Annotated in this window: 16 protein-coding genes; 9 read left to right on the forward strand and 7 right to left on the reverse strand. The window is 68.6% G+C overall.

The window, feature by feature from the left end:
- The 7 genes from AC5Y31_RS20100 to secG all read left to right on the forward strand — a co-directional run.
- Nucleotides 1-1,246: HNH endonuclease signature motif containing protein (locus tag AC5Y31_RS20100; RefSeq protein ID WP_499982473.1), on the forward strand; the 1,246-nt coding region annotated here is incomplete at its 5' end.
- A 32-nt stretch (nt 1,247-1,278) separates the two neighbouring features.
- Nucleotides 1,279-2,109, forward strand: coding sequence for an alpha/beta hydrolase (locus AC5Y31_RS20105; protein WP_499982476.1), 831 nt, complete (start codon nt 1,279-1,281; stop codon nt 2,107-2,109).
- 73 nt (nt 2,110-2,182) lie between these two features.
- Entirely contained in the window at nt 2,183-3,949 is a 1,767-nt protein-coding gene (locus AC5Y31_RS20110; protein ID WP_499982477.1) for a DUF3556 domain-containing protein, read from the forward strand.
- Nucleotides 3,950-3,996: 47 nt separating this feature from the next.
- Complete coding sequence (gap, locus tag AC5Y31_RS20115) at nt 3,997-5,019, forward strand: type I glyceraldehyde-3-phosphate dehydrogenase (RefSeq protein ID WP_064853896.1); 1,023 nt, start codon at nt 3,997-3,999, stop codon at nt 5,017-5,019.
- Nucleotides 5,020-5,030: 11 nt separating this feature from the next.
- Entirely contained in the window at nt 5,031-6,266 is a 1,236-nt protein-coding gene (locus tag AC5Y31_RS20120; protein ID WP_499982480.1) for a phosphoglycerate kinase, read from the forward strand.
- Complete coding sequence (tpiA, locus tag AC5Y31_RS20125) at nt 6,263-7,048, forward strand: triose-phosphate isomerase (RefSeq protein ID WP_065022734.1); 786 nt, start codon at nt 6,263-6,265, stop codon at nt 7,046-7,048. The genes AC5Y31_RS20120 and tpiA overlap by 4 nt, the downstream gene beginning before the upstream one ends.
- 42 nt (nt 7,049-7,090) lie before the next feature.
- Entirely contained in the window at nt 7,091-7,324 is a 234-nt protein-coding gene (secG, locus tag AC5Y31_RS20130) for a preprotein translocase subunit SecG (RefSeq protein WP_064853893.1), read from the forward strand.
- Between the two features lie 12 nt (nt 7,325-7,336).
- On the opposite strand, the gene AC5Y31_RS20135 is transcribed toward secG, so the two are convergent.
- The 6 genes from AC5Y31_RS20135 to tkt are packed head-to-tail and all read right to left on the reverse strand — an operon-like array spanning nt 7,337 to nt 14,228.
- Nucleotides 7,337-7,735, reverse strand: a complete 399-nt coding sequence (locus AC5Y31_RS20135) for an ATPase (RefSeq protein ID WP_065022733.1) — start codon at nt 7,733-7,735, stop codon at nt 7,337-7,339.
- Between the two features lie 33 nt (nt 7,736-7,768).
- Nucleotides 7,769-8,515: a 6-phosphogluconolactonase gene (pgl, locus tag AC5Y31_RS20140; protein ID WP_301635370.1), complete on the reverse strand. Its 747-nt coding sequence runs from the start codon at nt 8,513-8,515 to the stop codon at nt 7,769-7,771.
- Nucleotides 8,512-9,423, reverse strand: coding sequence for a glucose-6-phosphate dehydrogenase assembly protein OpcA (gene opcA / locus AC5Y31_RS20145; RefSeq protein WP_499982484.1), 912 nt, complete (start codon nt 9,421-9,423; stop codon nt 8,512-8,514). The genes pgl and opcA overlap by 4 nt, the downstream gene beginning before the upstream one ends.
- Nucleotides 9,420-10,973 (reverse strand): glucose-6-phosphate dehydrogenase, encoded by a 1,554-nt coding sequence (gene zwf / locus AC5Y31_RS20150; RefSeq protein WP_499982485.1) that lies wholly within the window; start codon nt 10,971-10,973, stop codon nt 9,420-9,422. The genes opcA and zwf overlap by 4 nt, the downstream gene beginning before the upstream one ends.
- Before the next feature lie 7 nt (nt 10,974-10,980).
- Complete coding sequence (tal, locus tag AC5Y31_RS20155; RefSeq protein ID WP_065022730.1) at nt 10,981-12,093, reverse strand: transaldolase; 1,113 nt, start codon at nt 12,091-12,093, stop codon at nt 10,981-10,983.
- A gap of 44 nt (nt 12,094-12,137) precedes the next feature.
- Nucleotides 12,138-14,228: a transketolase gene (tkt, locus tag AC5Y31_RS20160; RefSeq protein ID WP_301635377.1), complete on the reverse strand. Its 2,091-nt coding sequence runs from the start codon at nt 14,226-14,228 to the stop codon at nt 12,138-12,140.
- 203 nt (nt 14,229-14,431) lie between these two features.
- Between tkt and AC5Y31_RS20165 the strand changes: the two genes are divergently transcribed.
- Nucleotides 14,432-15,355 (forward strand): heme o synthase, encoded by a 924-nt coding sequence (locus tag AC5Y31_RS20165; protein WP_065022728.1) that lies wholly within the window; start codon nt 14,432-14,434, stop codon nt 15,353-15,355.
- On the opposite strand, the gene AC5Y31_RS20170 is transcribed toward AC5Y31_RS20165, so the two are convergent.
- The gene (locus AC5Y31_RS20170) at nt 15,352-15,831 is read right to left on the reverse strand and encodes an NUDIX hydrolase (protein ID WP_499982494.1); all 480 of its coding nucleotides are present in this window, start codon (nt 15,829-15,831) and stop codon (nt 15,352-15,354) included. The genes AC5Y31_RS20165 and AC5Y31_RS20170 overlap by 4 nt on opposite strands.
- A 171-nt stretch (nt 15,832-16,002) precedes the next feature.
- Between AC5Y31_RS20170 and AC5Y31_RS20175 the strand changes: the two genes are divergently transcribed.
- Nucleotides 16,003-17,562 (forward strand): PPE domain-containing protein, encoded by a 1,560-nt coding sequence (locus AC5Y31_RS20175; protein ID WP_499982496.1) that lies wholly within the window; start codon nt 16,003-16,005, stop codon nt 17,560-17,562.
- Nucleotides 17,563-17,624: the final 62 nt, after the last annotated feature.

The raw sequence follows: 17,624 nt of genomic DNA on the forward strand, positions 1-17,624 counted from the left end.
CGAGCGGCTGGAAACCCAGGAGCGCACCAACCGGGGGTTGATGTATCGGATCTTCGGTGAGCTGGCCGACCCACCCGATGGTGAGGGCTCGATCGCTGCGGTGCGCGACGCGCTGTGGAAGCGGCTGCGGATCACCCCGCGCGAGATCACCCGCCGCTGCCGGCTGGCCGCCCGCATCCGGCCGCGCCGGTCGCTGACCGGCGCCGAAATCCCACCGGAGTTGCCCGCCTTGGCGCAGGCGGTCGAGGCGGGTGCGGTCGGGGAGGATCACATTCGGGCGGTCTGCCAAGCCGTCGACGTCCTACCCGCCTCGGTAGCCCCGGATGAAATCGCCAACGTCGAAGCCGCCCTGGTCGCCCACGCCACCCGGGTGGATTCGGGCGTCGTGGCCAAACTCGGGCAGCGCATCGCCGATCACCTCAACCCCGACGGATTGTTCAGCGACGAAGACCGCGCCCGGCGCCGCGGCCTGGTCCTGGGTCGCCAAGGCCTCGACGGCATGTCGAAACTGTCCGGGCTGCTCGATCCAGAGGCCCGGGCCTACTTCGAAGCGGTCGCCGCCGCGGTCCGCCCGGGCCGCCACCAACCCGGGGACGCTCCCGGCCGTGATGAGCGCAGCGATGCCCAGCGCCGCCACGACGCCCTAAAACTCGCCCTGGTCACCGCCCTGTCCTCCCAAAGCTTGGGCACTCACCGTGGGCATCCGGTCACTGTCGTGGTCACCACCACTTTGGCCGAACTCAACCAAGCCGCCCACGCGGCCCTCGACCCCACCATCGCGATGCCGCCACCGGCTACCACCGGGGGCGGATCCCGGCTGCCGATGCGCGAGCTGGTCCGCATGGCCGCCAATGCGATTCACTACCTGGCCGTCTTTGACGACCACACCCAACGACCGCTTTACCTGGGCCGGCAAAAACGCGTGGCCACCGCCGACCAACGCCTGATCTGCTACGCCCGCGACCGCGGCTGCACCCGCCCCAACTGCCTGCAGCCCGGATATCACTGCGAAGTCCACCACGCCCAACCCTGGGCCCAAGCCGGGCGCACCAACGCCGACAACCTCTACTTCGCCTGCGGCCCCGACCACACCGACACCACCGACGGCCGCCAACACACCACCGTCACCAAAACCGGCCGCCTCGGCTGGACCGACGGCACCAGCCCACCGCAGATCAACCACGCCCACCACCCCGAAGAACTCCTCCAAAGCGACCCCGACCCACCCGGGGAAGACGTCGCCTGAGCAGGCGGGCTCAGGTGTGAAAGGCTCCAACGGTGGCGACCGACAACACCGGGCCCGATCGCCGTCCCACCGTCCCTGGCCGGTGGCTCTACCTCACCGAACCGGCCCGGGCCGCGGTCGACGTCGGATTGCTCACGTCCACGGCACCGCTGCTGTCGCTGCTGCCACGCGGTGACAGCCAGCCGGTGCTGGTGTTGCCCGGCCTGGGCGCCGCCGATACTTCGACGCTGGTTCTGAGACGAGTCTTGCGGCGGCTGGGTTACCGGATGCACGGGTGGCGGCTGGGCACCAATCTCGGGCCGACCCCGCGGGTGCTCGACGGAATGGCCTCCCGCGTCGAGGAGTTGACTGATCGCTACCAGGAACCGATGTCGGTGATCGGCTGGAGCCTCGGCGGATTTTATGCACGCCAATTGGCTTGGCGCAGGCCCGAATCCGTCCGCCAGGTGATCACCCTCGGCACACCGGTACGGCTCGCCGCCGGCATGGCACGCCAACGCGGCGCCGCCGGCCGTCCCAGTGACCTGTCCGGCTTTCCGCAGTGGCCCCGCTGGTCGCAGTGGGCCCGCTGGTACGGGGACTTCCAGGCCCGGGTGCCCGACGAGCCTGCGCCCGGCGGCGGCGAGCCTGCGCTGCCGGTGCCGACCACCTCGATCTACTCTGTGCTCGACGGCATCGTGGGCTGGCGGGTCTGCCTCACCGACGCCGCGCCGCAAGCGGAGAATATCGGCGTCGCCGCGAGTCACATCGGGTTCGCCTACCATCCCGCGGTCATCTTCGCGATCGCCGACCGGCTGGCACAAGCTACCGGGGTCTGGCGCCCATTCCGGCCGCCGGCGCTGCTGCGCGCGGCCTACACCTGAGCGGACCCGAAACCGCGTCGCGGCATGACGCGTATCGCTATAACTGAACATGCACAAGCCAGGGGAGGCCAAGATGGGGTTCATCGCACCGACGGTTCCCGATGCGGATCCCGAGACCTGGCGCAGTATGCCGTGGGCCACCCGGGCGCAGATCTGCAGCCGGCACTGGGCCGAACACGGATTCGGCACCCCGTCGGCGATCTATCTGCTGTATCTGCTCAAGATCACGGCCTACGCCGTCGGCGCCGCGGCGGTCATTGCGCTGACCCCGGGCCTGGGCGGGCTGGGCCGGATCACCGAATGGTGGACGCAGCCGATCGTCTACCAGAAGGTCGTCGTCTTCAGCTTGCTGTTCGAAATCCTGGGACTGGGCTGCGGCTCCGGCCCGCTGACCGGACGATTCTGGCCGCCGATCGGCGGATTCCTATACTGGCTGCGGCCCAAGACGATTCGGCTGCCGCCCTGGCCGGGCCGGGTCCCGCTCACCGGCGGCGACACCCGGACCCTCCTCGACGTCGCGCTGTACGCCGCGGTGCTGGCCTCCGGAATCTGGCTGTTGCTCTCGCCCGGGGTCCCGGACACCGGCACCGGCGGCGCCGGCGAGATCGGCCTGATCGACCCGATCCGGGTGGTCGCGATCATCGCGGCACTGGTGCTGCTGGGGCTGCGGGACAAGACGATCTTCCTGGCGGCCCGCGCCGAGCACTACGGGCTGACGTTGCTGGTGTTCTTCTTTCCCTACGTCGACCAGATGGCCGCGTTCAAGCTCATCCTGCTCGGTTTGTGGTGGGGCGCAGCGATCTCCAAGCTCAACCATCACTTCCCGTACGTGGTGGCCGTGATGATGAGCAACAACGCCCTGCTACGGCCCAGGATGTTCACCCGGTTCAAGCACCTGCTCTACCGCGATCACGCCAACGACCTACGGCCCACCCGGATACCGCAACTGATGGCACACGTCGGCGGCACCACCGCCGAATTCATCGTGCCGGCGCTGCTGGTGCTGGTCGCCGGTGACCAGCCCTGGCGGTGGGCCCTGATCGCGTTCATGGTGGTCTTCCACCTCAACATCATCTCCAACCTTCCGATGGGAGTTCCGTTGGAATGGAACGTGTTCTTCATCTTCTCGCTGTTCTATCTCTTCGGCCAGCACGCCGAGATTCAGGTGTACGACCTGCGCTCACCACTGCTGGGGGTCATACTGGTCGCCGGCCTGGTGGTCATGCCGATCGCGGGAAACATGTTTCCCCAACAAATCTCGTTCCTGCCGGCGATGCGTTACTACGCCGGAAACTGGGCCTCGAGCCTGTGGTGCTTCCGCGATGGCGCCGAAGACACCCTCGAGGCGCGCACGGTCAAGAGTTCGGCGCTGGTCATCAACCAGCTCGCCAAGCTCTACGACCGCGCCACCGCCGAACTCGTGGCCGACAAGGTTCCGGGGGCCTTCCGCGCGATGCACCTGCACGGTCGCGCACTCAACGGGCTGCTGCCGCGCGCCATCAAGAACCAAGCCGACTACAGCATCCGCGACGGCGAGATCATCGCCGGCCCGCTGATCGGGTGGAACTTCGGCGAAGGCCACCTGCACAACGAGCAGCTGCTGGCCGCGGTGCAGCGCCGCTGCCACTTCGAAGACGGCGACCTGCGGGTGATCATGCTCGAAGGCCAGCCCATTCACCGCAAGGAACAGGCCTACCGCATCGTCGATGCCAAATCCGGACTGATCGAAGCGGGCTATGTGGCGGTAGCCGACATGCTCAGCCGTCAGCCGTGGCCCGAGCCCGGTGACGAGTTCCCGGTCCGCCGTACCGAAGGACCTGTGGGTTCGGTCACGCATTAGGCTGGCGTCGAATACACCAGCAAACTAGGCGACACGAGGAGAGACCAGTGACGGTCCGGGTAGGCGTGAACGGCTTCGGCCGCATCGGGCGCAACTTCTTCAGGGCATTGGACGCGCAGAAGGCCCAGGGCGCCAATACCGACATCGAGATCGTCGCGGTCAATGACCTGACCGATAACGCCAGCCTGGCGCACCTGCTGAAATTCGACTCCATCCTGGGTCGGCTGCCCCACGACGTCAGCCTCGAGGGCGACGACACCATCGTCGTCGGCAACACCAAGATCAAGGCGCTGGAGGTCAAGGAAGGCCCGGCGGCGCTGCCCTGGGGCGACCTGGGCGTCGACGTCGTCGTCGAGTCCACCGGCATCTTCACCAAGCGCGACAAGGCCCAGGGCCACCTGGACGCCGGCGCCAAGAAGGTGATCATCTCCGCGCCCGCCTCCGACGAGGACATCACCATCGTGCTGGGCGTCAACGACGACAAGTACGACGGCAGCCAGAAGATCATCTCCAACGCCTCGTGCACCACGAACTGCCTGGGGCCGCTGGCCAAGGTGCTCAACGACGAGTTCGGGATCGTCAAGGGCCTGATGACCACCATCCACGCCTACACCCAGGACCAGAACCTGCAGGACGGCCCGCACTCCGACCTGCGCCGGGCGCGGGCGGCCGCGATCAACATCGTGCCGACCTCCACCGGTGCCGCCAAGGCGATCGGCCTGGTGCTGCCGGAGCTGAAGGGCAAGCTGGACGGCTACGCGCTGCGGGTGCCGATCCCCACCGGCTCGGTCACCGACCTGACCGCCGAGCTGAGCAAGTCGGCTTCGATCGCCGACATCAACGCCGCGATGAAGGCCGCCGCCGAGGGACCGATGAAGGGCATCCTGAAGTACTACGACGCCCCGATCGTCTCCAGCGACATCGTCACCGACCCGCACAGCTCGCTGTATGACGCCGGCCTGACCAAGGTGATCGACAACCAGGCCAAGGTGGTCTCCTGGTACGACAACGAGTGGGGCTACTCCAACCGGCTGGTTGACCTGGTCGCCCTCGTCGGCAAGTCCCTGTAAGTCCGGCCGCCGTGACCATCCAGTCTCTGGAAGATCTTCTGGCGCAGGGGGTGAGTGGGCGCGGCGTGCTGGTGCGCAGCGATCTCAACGTCCCCCTCGACGACGGCAACATCACCGATCCGGGCCGGATCACCGCGTCGGTGCCGACGCTGCGCGCGCTGGTCGAGGCCGGCGCCAAGGTGGTGGTGACCGCCCACCTGGGCCGGCCCAAGGGCAAGCCCGGCCCGGCGCTGTCGCTGGCGCCGGTCGCGGCCGCGCTCGGCGAACAGCTGGGCCGACACGTTCAGCTGGCCGGTGATGTGGTCGGCACCGATGCGCTGGCCCGCGCCGAAGGCCTCACCGACGGTGACGTGCTGCTGCTGGAGAACATCCGCTTCGACCCGCGGGAGACCAGCAAGGACGACAAGGAGCGCCTCGCGCTGGCCCGGGCGCTGGCCGAGCTGGTCGCCGCACCGGACGGCACGCCGGGGGCATTCGTCTCCGACGGGTTCGGCGTGGTGCACCGCAAGCAGGCCTCGGTCTACGACGTCGCGACCCTGCTGCCGTCGTACGCCGGCAAGCTGGTCGCCGCGGAGATCCAGGTGCTGCAGCAGCTGACCGAGTCCACCGAGCGCCCCTACGCGGTGGTGCTGGGCGGGTCGAAGGTCTCCGACAAGCTGGGCGTGATCAAGTCGCTGGCGACCAAGGCCGACAGCATCGTGATCGGCGGCGGCATGTGCTTCACCTTCCTGGCCGCCCAAGGGCTGCCGGTGGGCACCTCGCTGCTGGAAGCCGACATGGTCGACACCTGCCGGCAGCTGCTGGACGACTACGGCGACGTGCTGCGGCTGCCGGTGGACATCGTGGTCGCCGACAAGTTCGACGCCGCCGCCACCGGCGAACTGGTCGCGGCCGACGCCATCCCGGAGAACAAGATGGGCCTGGACATCGGTCCCGGTTCGGTCGAGCGGTTCGCCGCCCTGCTGTCGAATGCCCGGACCATCTTCTGGAACGGGCCGATGGGGGTGTTCGAGTTCCCGGCGTTCGCCGCCGGCACCAAGGGCGTGGCCGAGGCGATCGCGGCGGCCACCGGCAAGGGCGCGTTCAGCGTGGTCGGCGGCGGGGACTCCGCTGCGGCGGTGCGAGCACTCGGCCTGCCCGAGCGCGGTTTCTCGCACATCTCCACCGGCGGCGGGGCGTCGCTGGAATACCTTGAGGGACAACAACTGCCAGGCCTGCAGGCACTGGAGACCGAAGGGGCGCAATGAGTCGCAAACCGCTGATCGCCGGCAACTGGAAGATGAACCTCAACCACTTCGAGGCGATCGCGCTGGTGCAGAAGGTGGCGTTCTCGCTGCCGGACAAGTACTACGACAAGGTCGACGTGACCGTGCTGCCGCCGTTCACCGACCTGCGCAGCGTGCAGACCCTGGTCGACGGGGACAAGCTGCGGCTGACCTTCGGCGCCCAGGACCTCTCGCAGCACGACTCAGGCGCCTACACCGGCGAGGTCAGCGGGGCGTTCCTGGCCAAGCTGGGCTGCAGCTACGTCGTCGTCGGGCACTCCGAGCGGCGCAGCTACCACGGCGAGGACGACGCGCTGGTGGCGGCCAAGGCGGCCGCCGCCCTCAAGCACGGACTGACCCCGATCGTCTGCATCGGCGAGCACCTGGAGATCCGGGAGGCCGGTAACCATGTCGAGCACTGCCTGGAGCAGTTGCGCGGCTCGCTGGCCGGGCTCAGTGCCGAGCAGATCGGCGCGACCGTCATCGCCTACGAGCCGGTGTGGGCGATCGGCACCGGCCGGGTCGCCGGTGCCGCCGACGCCCAGGAGGTGTGTGCCGCGGTGCGCGCCGAGCTGGGCAAGCTCGCTTCGCCGAAGGTGGCCGAGGCCGTGCGGGTGCTCTACGGCGGCTCGGTCAACGCCAAGAACATCGGTGAACTGATCGGGCAGCCCGACGTGGACGGCGGTCTGGTCGGCGGGGCGTCGCTGGACGGCGAGCAGTTCGCCACCCTGGCGGCGCTGGCGGCCGGCGGGCCCCTTGTCTAGGCGGGCCGTGATGGCCCTGCGTGGCACGGTAGGGTAGCGGCCATGATCTTGACGCTGCAGATCCTCTTGGTGATCACCAGCCTGCTGGTGGTGCTGCTGGTGCTGCTGCACCGCGCCAAGGGTGGCGGCCTGTCGACCCTGTTCGGCGGCGGCGTGCAGTCCAGCCTGTCCGGCTCGACGGTGGTGGAGAAGAACCTCGACCGGCTGACCTACTTCGTCATCGCGATCTGGCTGGTGTCCATCATCGCGGTGGGCCTGCTCATCAAATACGCCTGAACCAGGCGGCGCTTAACGCACCACCCGGTTGCGCATGGCGTTGAACATGCCCCGGACCATGTTCTCGGTCGCGGCCAGCGGCGCCATCGCGGTCTCGCCGACGCTGACGATGTCGTCCATCCGGCTGACGATGGTCTCCACCGGTTCGATCAGGGCAACCAGCCGGCGGGCCAGGTCGTCGAGACTGGCCATGGTCTCATCCAGGTGGTCCAGGCCGTCACCGAGGCGTTCGACGGTGGCGTTGAGGCCGGCCAGGGAACTGTTCAAGGCGTTCATCGTGTCGCCCAGGCCGCTCAGGACGTCTTCGAGTTGCCCGACGGTCACGTCGGCGTTGAGCGCCGCCTGCGCCAATGTCTTGAGCCGATTGCGTTCCCCGCCAGTGCCCGAGCCTCTGTCTGCCATGCCGCTCATTATGACGCGACGGCGGGCAGCGCCGAGCGCCGGTCAGCGAGATTGCGCGGGCAGCTGCGCGGCCGCCCCGGCATCGAGCAGCCACACCGTCTCTTCGCGCCCGACGGCCCCGGCCGCCGGCACCGAGACCGGGTCGGCGCCGCCGACCGCGGCGGCCACCGCCTCGGCCTTGGCCTCCCCGGACACCACCAGCCACACCTGGCGGGAGCGCCGGACCGCGGGCAGCGTCAGCGTGATGCGCCGCGGCGGCGGCTTGGGTGAGTCGGGCACCCCGACCACCAGGCGGGTCGTCTCGCGCACCGCGGGGGTATCGGGGAACAGCGAATTGATGTGGCCCTCGGGGCCCATTCCCAACAGGTGCACGTCGAAATCCGGTGCCGGCTGGCCCGGCTCGGCGTTGGCGGCCAGCACCTCCTGGTAGGCCTGCGCGGCGGCCTCGAGGTCGTCGCCGCATTCGCCGTCACTCGCCGGCATGGCGTGCACATTGGCGGCCGGGATGTCGATGCGGCCCAGCAGCGCCTCACGGGCCTGCTTGTCGTTGCGTTCGGCATCGTCGGCCGGGACGAACCGGTCGTCGCCGAAGAACAGGTGCACGCGTGTCCAGTCGATGCGTGCAGCGTGCTCGCCGAGGCGCTTGAGCAGCGCGATACCGCTGCCGCCGCCGGTCAGCACGATCAGCGCGCGGCCCCGGGCGGCGACGGCGGCCTCGATGGCATCGGCCAGCCGGTCACCGGCGGCGGCGATGAGTTCATCGGTATCGCGGTAGGTCGTTACAGTCACAGATACTCCACTTCCTCGAGGCCGACCAACGCGGCGCCATAGATGGGGTCGGGGTCCAGTCGGCGCAGGTCTTCGGCCAAGCACTCGGCGGTCACCCGGCGCGGCAGCGGAACCAGCGCGTCCGGGCCGGCGGTGCGGCTCAAGGTGGCGATCACCCCGGTCTGGGGCCGGCTCAGCACCACCGTTTCGCTGTCGCGCACCAGCTCGATCTTCAGCTCGCCGACCGCGCGGCGTACCGGCCCATCGATACGACTGGCCAGCCAGCCGGCCAAGATGTCCAGCGCCGGTTCGGTCGACAGTCCCGATACCAGCGCCGAGCGGATCGGCTCATACGGCGGCTGATCCACCGCCGACGCCAGCAGCGCCCGCCAGTAGGTGATGCGACTCCAGGACAGGTCGGTGTCGCCGGCGGTGTAGCCGCCCCGCCGGCCCTTGATCGCCGCCAGCGGATCCGGGCTGTTGGTGGCGTCGGTGATCCGACGCAGCGCCAGGGCGCCCAGCGGGTCGGCGGCCGGTGCCGACGGCGCGATCTCGGGCCACCACGCGACCACCGGGATGTCGGGCAACAGAAACGGCACCACGACCGCATCGGCGTGGCCGGCGAGCGGGCCCGACAGCCGCAGCACCACCACCTCGCCGGCGCCGGCGTCGCCGAACATCCGCAGCTGGGCGTCCAGGCGGGCGTCGCGGGCATCGGTGTCGTCGGTTATCACCACGATCACCCGGCTGGGATGCTCCTGGCTGGCCATATTGGCCGCGGCGATGGACTCGTCGAGCAGCGTGTCGTTCTCGATCGCGATGATCAGGCTCAGCACCCGGCCGGTGGTGGCCGCGCCGACCTGCTCGCGTAACTCGTCGAGCTTCTTGTTGATTGCGTTGGTGGTGGTGTCCGGCAGTTCGACAATCACGGGCGCCGCCATTCCCGCCCGGAGCGCTCCAGCATCTCGAACGACGACCGCGGACCCCAGGTACCGGCCTCATAGGGCTCGGGTCTGCCGTGCTGCTCCCAGTTCTCGAGAACCGGATCGAGTATCTGCCAAGACAATTCGACTTCGGCGTTGACCGGGAACAGCGACGGCTCACCGAGCAGCACGTCGAGAATCAGCCGTTCGTAGGCTTCCGGTGAATCCTCGGAGAACGCCGAGCCGTAGGAGAAATCCATGTTGACGTCGCGGACTTCCATGAGATGGCCGGGCACCTTGGATCCGAATCGCAGGGTGATCCCCTCGTCGGGCTGCACCCGGATCACCAGGGCGTTCTTGCCCAGCTCATCGGTCATGGTGGCGTCGAACGGCAGGTGCGGCGCCTGCTTGAACACCAGCGCGATCTCGGTGACACGACGCCCCAGTCGCTTGCCGCTGCGCAGATAGAACGGCACCCCGGCCCAACGCCGGGTGTCGACCTCCAGCGTGATGGCCGCATAGGTCTCGGTGCGGGAGTCCGCGGCGAACCCCTCCTCCTCGAGCAGACCGACGACGTGCTCGCCGCCCTGCCAGCCGGCCGTGTACTGCCCGCGGGAGGTGGTTTCATCCAGCGGCAGCGCCAGTTTGGTCGCCGAGAGCACCTTGATCTTCTCGGCCTGCAGCTCGGCGGGGGAGAAGCTCACCGGCTCCTCCATGGCGGTCAGGGCCAGCAACTGCAGCAGGTGGTTCTGAATCACATCGCGGGCGGCGCCGATGCCGTCGTAGTAGCCGGCCCGACCCCCCAGGCCGATGTCTTCGGCCATGGTGATCTGCACATGGTCGACGTAGTGCGCGTTCCAGATCGGGTCGAACAGCTGGTTGGCGAACCGCAGCGCCAGGATGTTCTGGACCGTCTCCTTGCCCAGGTAGTGGTCGATGCGAAACACCGACTCCTCCGGGAAGACGCTGTTGACCACGCTGTTGAGCTCGACCGCGCTGGAGAGGTCGTGACCGAACGGCTTTTCGATCACCACCCGGCTCCAGCGGCCCTCCCGCGGGCGGGCCAGCCCGCTGGCGTGCAGCTTCTCGCACACCACCGGGAACGCGTCGGGCGGGATCGACAGATAGAAGGCGTGGTTGCCGCCGGTGCCGCGCTCGGCGTCCAGCTTCTCCAGCGTCTCGGCCAGCTGGGCGAAAGCGGCATCATCGTCGAAGGTGCCTGTCACGAAACGGAATCCGGCAGCCAACCGGTCCCACACGACCTGACGGAACGGTGTCCGGGCGTGCTGCTTGACGGCCTGGTAGACGACGTCGACGAAATCCTGGTCGGCCCAGTCCCGGCGAGCGAAGCCGACCAGGGCGAATGTCGGAGGCAGCAGCCCGCGGTTGGCCAAGTCATAGATGGCCGGCATCAGCTTGCGCCGGGCCAGGTCGCCGGTCACCCCGAAGATCACCACGCCGCACGGGCCGGCGATCTGAGGCAGGCGCTTGTCCCGCTTGTCCCGCAGGGGGTTGCGCCACCCCGCGGCACTGCTTCGCGCTGCGCCTGCGCCCACGATCAGGTCACTTGGCGGCGTCGAGCTGCGACGCGGTGGCGTCCAGCAGTTCTCCCCAGGAGACCTCGAACTTGTCCACGCCCTCGTTCTCCAACACCAGGAACACGTCGGTCAGATCGATGCCCACCGCCGAGAGTTGGTCGAAGACCTGCTGGGCCGATGAAGCGGTACCGGCGATGGTGTTGCCGGTGACATCGCCGTGGTCGGCCACCGCCTCTATCGTCGCCTCCGGCATGGTGTTGACGGTGTGCGGGGCCACCAACTCGGTGACGTACAGGGTGTCCGGGTAGTCCGGGTTCTTGACCCCGGTCGAGGCCCACAGCGGGCGCTGCACCCGGGCGCCGTGCGCCGCCAACGCCGCGAAGCGCTCACCTGCGAAGACCTCCTCGTAGGCGGCGTAGGCCAGTCGGGCGTTGGCCACGCCGGCCTTTCCGCGCAGCGCCAGGGCGTCCGCCGAACCGATCTTCTCGAGCCGGCTGTCCACCTCGGTGTCCACCCGGGAGACGAAGAACGACGCCACCGAATGGATCTTGGCCAGATCGTGCCCGGCGGCCTTGGCCGCTTCCAGGCCGGCCAGGTAGGCGTCCATCACCTCTCGGTGCCGCTCGACGGAGAAGATCAGCGTGACGTTGACCGAGATGCCTTCGGCCAGCACCGCGGTGATGGCCGGCAGTCCGGCCTTGGTGGCCGGGATCTTGATGAACAGGTTGGGCCGGTCGACGATCTTCCACAGCTCGACGGCCTGCGCGACGGTCTTGTCGGTGTCATGGGCCAGGCGGGGGTCGACTTCGATCGACACCCGGCCGTCGACGCCGTCGGAGGCCTCCCACGCCTTGGTCAACACGTCACACGCGTTGCGCACGTCGTCGGTGGTGACAGTGCGGATCACCGCGTCGACGTCGGCGCCGCGCGCGGCCAGTTCGGCCAGCTGCTTGTCGTAGGCATGGCCCTTCTCCAGGGCCTTCTGGAAGATGGTCGGGTTGGTGGTCACCCCGACGACGCTGCGGGTGGCGACCAACTCGGCCAGGTTGCCCGACGTCAGCCGGTCGCGGGACAGATCGTCGAGCCACACCGATACGCCGGCGGCGCTCAGAGCGGCGAGCCTTTCGTTCTGAGTCATGTTGCGCTCCTTCTCAATCGGCCGTCATGCGGCCACGGTTTGCTTCATCGCTCCAGGGTTCGTTCGGCGGCGGCGACGACGGCCTCCGGAGTGAAACCGAATTCACGGAACAGCGTCTTGTAGTCGGCGGACTCGCCGTAGTGCTCGATCGAGACGATTTCCCCGGTGTCACCTACCAGTTTATGCCAGCACTGCGCGACACCGGCTTCCACCGCGACACGCGCCGACACCGCGGGCGGCAGTACCGCGTCGCGATACTCGACCGGCTGCGACTCGAACCACTCCAGACAGGTCATCGACACCACGCGGGCAGTGATGCCCTTGTCCGCCAACAGCTTCTGTGCTGCCACGGCGAGCTGTACCTCCGACCCGGTGGCGATCAGCACCACGTCGGGCCGCTCGGTGCCGGGATCGCCGAGCACATAACCGCCGCGCGCGACCCCCTCGGGGTCGGTGCCCTCCAGGATCGGCAGGCCCTGACGCGTCAGGATCAGCCCGACGGGCCCGCTGTCCGCGCCGCGGGCCAGCACGGTGCGCCAGGCGTAAGCGGTCTCATTGGCATCGGCCGGACGCACCACCGACAGTTGGGGGATGGCACGCAGCGCCGCCAAGTGCTCGATCGGCTGGTGGGTGGGGCCGTCTTCGCCCAGGCCGATCGAATCGTGGGTCCACACATAGATGGTGTCGATGTCCATCAACGCGGCCAGCCGCACCGCCGGCCGCATGTAGTCGGAGAACTGCAGGAAGGTGCCGCCGTAGGCGCGGGTCGGGCCGTGCAGCACGATGCCCGACAGGATCGAGCCCATCGCGTGCTCGCGGACCCCGAAGTGCAGGGTGCGCCCGTACGGGTCGGCGGTGTAGTCCTTGGTGGAGATCGACGCCGGGCCGAACGACTTGACATTGTCCATCGTGGTGTTGTTGCTGCCCGCCAGATCGGCTGAGCCGCCCCACAATTCGGGAAGCTTCGGCCCCACCGCATTGAGCACCTTGCCGGACGCGGCGCGGGTCGCGATCTCCTTGGAGCCGGGCTCCCAGTACGGCAGGTCGGCGTCCCAGCCGTCCGGCAGCTCACCAGCGGTCAACCGGTCCAGCAGTGCCTTGCGCTCCGGCTCCCGGGCCGCCCATGACTCGAACTGGGCCTGCCACTCGTCCCGCGCCGCCTTGCCGCGGCCCACCAGCCCGCGGGTGTGGGTGATCACGTCCTCGCGAACGTCGAAGGACTTGTCCGGGTCGAATCCGAGCGCGGACTTGGTGGCGGCCACCTCGTCGTCGCCGAGTGCCGCGCCGTGCGCCTTGCCGGTGTTCATCAGGTTCGGCGCCGGATAGCCGATGATCGTGCGCAGCTCGATGAACGAGGGCCTGTCGGTGACGGCCTTCGCCTTGGCGATGGCCTCCTCGATGCCGGTCACGTTCTCGCCGCCCTCGACTCGCTGCACGTGCCAGCCGTAGGCCTCATAGCGGGCCGCGGTGTCCTCGCACAGCGCGATGTTGGTGTCGTCTTCGATGGAGATCTTGTTGTGGTCGTAGAACACGATCAGGTTGCCCAGCTGCTGGACCGCGGCCAGCGACGACGCCTCACTGGTGACGCCCTCTTCGATGTCGCCGTCCGAGGCGATCACGTAGATGTAGTGATCGAACGGGCTCTGGCCGGGGGCGGTGTCGGGGTCGAACAGCCCGCGCTCGTAGCGGGCGGCCATCGCCATCCCGACCGCGGAGGCCAGACCCTGCCCCAGCGGACCGGTGGTGATCTCCACCCCCTTGGTGTGGCGGAACTCCGGGTGCCCCGGCGTCTTGGAACCCCAGGTCCGCAGCGACTCGATGTCGGACAGCTCCAGCCCGAAACCGCCCAGGTAGAGCTGGATGTAGAGCGTCAGACTCGAATGCCCGCAGGACAGGATGAACCGGTCGCGGCCCAGCCAGTGCGTGTCGGAGGGGTCGTGGCGCATCACCCGCTGGAACAGGGTGTACGCCAGCGGCGCCAGGCTCATCGCGGTGCCGGGGTGGCCGTTACCGACCTTCTGCACCGCATCGGCGGCCAGCACCCGGGCGGTGTCGACGGCGACCGAGTCGATCTCGGCCCAGTCGTCGGGGTGGTGGGCTTGGGTGAGGGCGGAGATCTCTGCAGCAGTGGTCACGAACGTGAAGTCCTCATCTTCGGGATGTGTTTAGGCAAGCCTGGTTGGTTCTCACCCTAGTGGGGGGCCGGGTAGTGTTGCAGGTCCGGTCGGCGTGTGTATTACCCATGAATCGACCCTGCGATTCGGTCGACCCGGCTGCGCGGTCTACCATCGTCCGTAGTAGACGCTGGCGTCGCTGCTGCCATCTGAGGAGTCATCACGTGAGTATTCGCGAGCGCGCCGCGCCGCGCCGAATACGCGCAATACGTTCCACCTTCCTGGCGTACCTGTCGTTGACCAAGCCACGGATCATCGAGTTGCTGCTGGTGACGACCATTCCGGCGATGCTGTTGGCCGACCGCGGCACGGTGAATCCGCTGCTGATCTTCAACACGCTGATCGGCGGGATGCTGGCCGCCGCGGGCGCGCACGCCCTGAACTGCGTGGTCGACGCCGACATCGACAAGGTGATGAAGCGCACCGCGCGCCGGCCGCTGGCCCGCGATGCCGTCCCGACGCGCAACGCGCTGGTGTTCGGTCTGGTGCTCGGTGCCATCTCGTTCGTCTGGCTGTGGCGCACCACCTACCTGGTCTCGGGCCTGCTGGCGGTGGCCACCATCGCCTTCTACGTGCTGGTCTATTCGATGCTGCTCAAACGGCACACCTCGCAGAACGTGGTCTGGGGCGGGGCGGCCGGTTGCATGCCGGTGGTGATCGGCTGGTCGGCGGTGACCGGCACCATCGGCTGGCCGGCGCTGGTGATGTTCCTGGTGATCTTCTTCTGGACTCCGCCGCACACCTGGGCGCTGGCGATGCGCTACAAGGACGACTACGCGGCGGCGGGGGTGCCGATGCTGCCGGTGGTCGCCACCGAGCGCGTCGTCACGCACCGCATCGTGGTCTACACCTGGGCGACGGTGGCCGCCACACTGGCGCTGGTGCCCGCCGCCGGCTGGCTGTACGCCTCAGTGGCGTTCCTGGCCGGGGTCTGGTTCCTGGCCATGGCCCACCAGCTCTATGCCGGGGTGCGCCGCGGGGAGCCGGTCAAGCCGCTGCGGCTGTTCCTGCAGTCGAACAACTACCTCGCGGTGGTGTTCTGCGCACTGGCGGTGGACTCGGCCATCGGCTTGCCCACGCTGTTCTAAGACCCACCGTTCCACTCGAAGCGGGTCTCGCCGTGCACGTTGAGCACGGCTGCGATGCGTTGCCGCATCCGTTCCGGCATCTCCGGTAGCGCCGCCAGCGCGCACCACCGCGCATCGGTGCTCTCATCGTCGGCCGGGTAGGGCTCGCCGGCCACCCAGCGCATGGCGAAGACGTGGTCGAGGTACTGGGCGTGATCCCCGTTGGCGTGAGTCACCGGCGCGGTGGCGTGCACCCAGACCAGGCGTTCCGGCACCGCGGTGACACCGGTCTCCTCGGCGACTTCGCGGACCGCGGCGTCGGCCGGCTCCTCACCGGGGTCGACGATCCCGGTGACCGGCGCCCAGATGCCGTTATCCGCCCGCTCGATGAGCAGCACCTCATCGTCGCGGATCACCACTGCCGTCACGCCGATCAGCCAGAGCCGGGCGTGGCCGATGGCGGCCCGGAGGTCGACGATGAACTGCGGAATCGGCATGTGACCGATCGTGCCAGGCAGCTCGATTCAGCCTCACAGCATTAGTCCAGGTAACGCGAGGGTGGAACATCTTGCGCCGGTGGCCGCGACGGTTATTCAATCGACGATAATGACAATCATATTCAACAAGCTGGCGGGCGCCCAGCTGTGACCGCCGCGTCGCCGGTATGGATGGCATCTCCTCCGGAGGTGCACTCGGCGCTGTTGAGTGCCGGCGCGGGACCGGGCCCACTGCTGGCCTCCGCAGCGGCGTGGTCGGCGCTGAGCGCGGAGTACACAGCGGTCGCCGGCGAGCTCATGGCGGTACTGGGGGCCGTGCAGGCCGGGACGTGGCAGGGGCCGAGCGCACAGTCGTATGTGGCCGCGCACGCTCCGTATCTGGCGTGGCTGAACCAAGCCGGTGCGGACGGTGCTGCTGCGGCGGCGCAGTCTGAGACGGCGGCCGCCGCGTATACGACGGCGTTAGCCGCGATGCCGACGTTGGCGGAGCTGGCGGCCAATCACGCGGTGCACGGTGTGCTGGTGGCGACGAATTTCTTTGGGATCAACACCATTCCGATCGCGGTCAATGAGGCCGACTATGCGCGGATGTGGGTGCAGGCGGCTACGACGATGGCGACGTATGAAGCAGTCAGTGGCGCGGCAGTGGCCACGGTGCCCGACATCCCGCCGGCGCCACAGATCGCGAAAACCGATGCCGCAACGCCGCAGGACGACCACGATGACACCGACCCCACCGTCGACAATCCGCTGGATCAGCTCATCGCCAAGATGCTGAACACCGCCAGCAATGGACAGATCAACTGGGGCCCCGGCCACGCCATGATGAACGGCATTCCGTACGACCAGTACACCGATCCCAGCCAGCCGATGTTCTGGCTGGTCCGGTCGCTGGAGTTGTTCGAGGACTTCCAACAGTTCGGCGTGTATCTCCAACACAATCCGGCACTGGCCTTTCAGTATCTGGTCCAGCTCGCCGAGTTCGATTGGCCGACCCACATCGCCGAGATCGCCACCTCGCTGGGGCAAACGCCCCAGTTGCTCGCCGTCGCGGTCGGCGTGATGGTCGCCCCCGTTGGCGCCGTGGGCGGCTTCGCCGGGCTGGCCGGGCTGGCGGGCCTGCCGCCGACGCCGCCGACGATGGCTGCGCTGCCCGCCGACACGGCTGGGCAGGCGTTGCCGACGGTGGGCAGTGTCCCGCCCGCGCCGGCGGTTTCCGGATCGGTCAGCGCATCGGCCCCCGCGCCGCCGGCACCGGCGGGCGCGGCCGGGGGCGCCGCGCCGGCAGCGGCCGGGCCACCGCCGCCGGCCGGGGCGTCGTTCGTCCCGCCCTACCTGATCGGCGGACCCGGTATCGGTACGGGATCGGGGATGGGTGCCGCCGCGCGTTCGGCACGCAAGGCGCCCGAACCCGACAGCACTGCCGCGGCGGCAGCGGCGCGCGAGGCCAATCGCGAACGGGCGCAGGCCCGGCGCCGTCGGCGTGCCGCCAGGCAGGATCACGCCGATCAGTTCATGACGATGGGGGTGGAGGTCGACCCGGACTGGCAGCTGCCCGACGAGGAGCCGGTGCTGGCCGCCGACCGGGGTGCCGGACCGCTGGGTTTCACCGGCAGCGCGGCCGCAGGGCAGCTCGCTGCGGCAGGGATGACCCGGCTGACCGGTGTGTTCGGCAACGGGCCGACGGAGCCGATGATGCCGGCCAGCTGGGACGACGACGGAAACAATTAAGTTTGGGTAGCCGAAAACCAGAGTTCCTTGTACTAAAGTTACTCGGCGTGCCAGGGGTGTGG

Source organism: Mycobacterium sp. NGS18 (assembly GCF_059813185.1).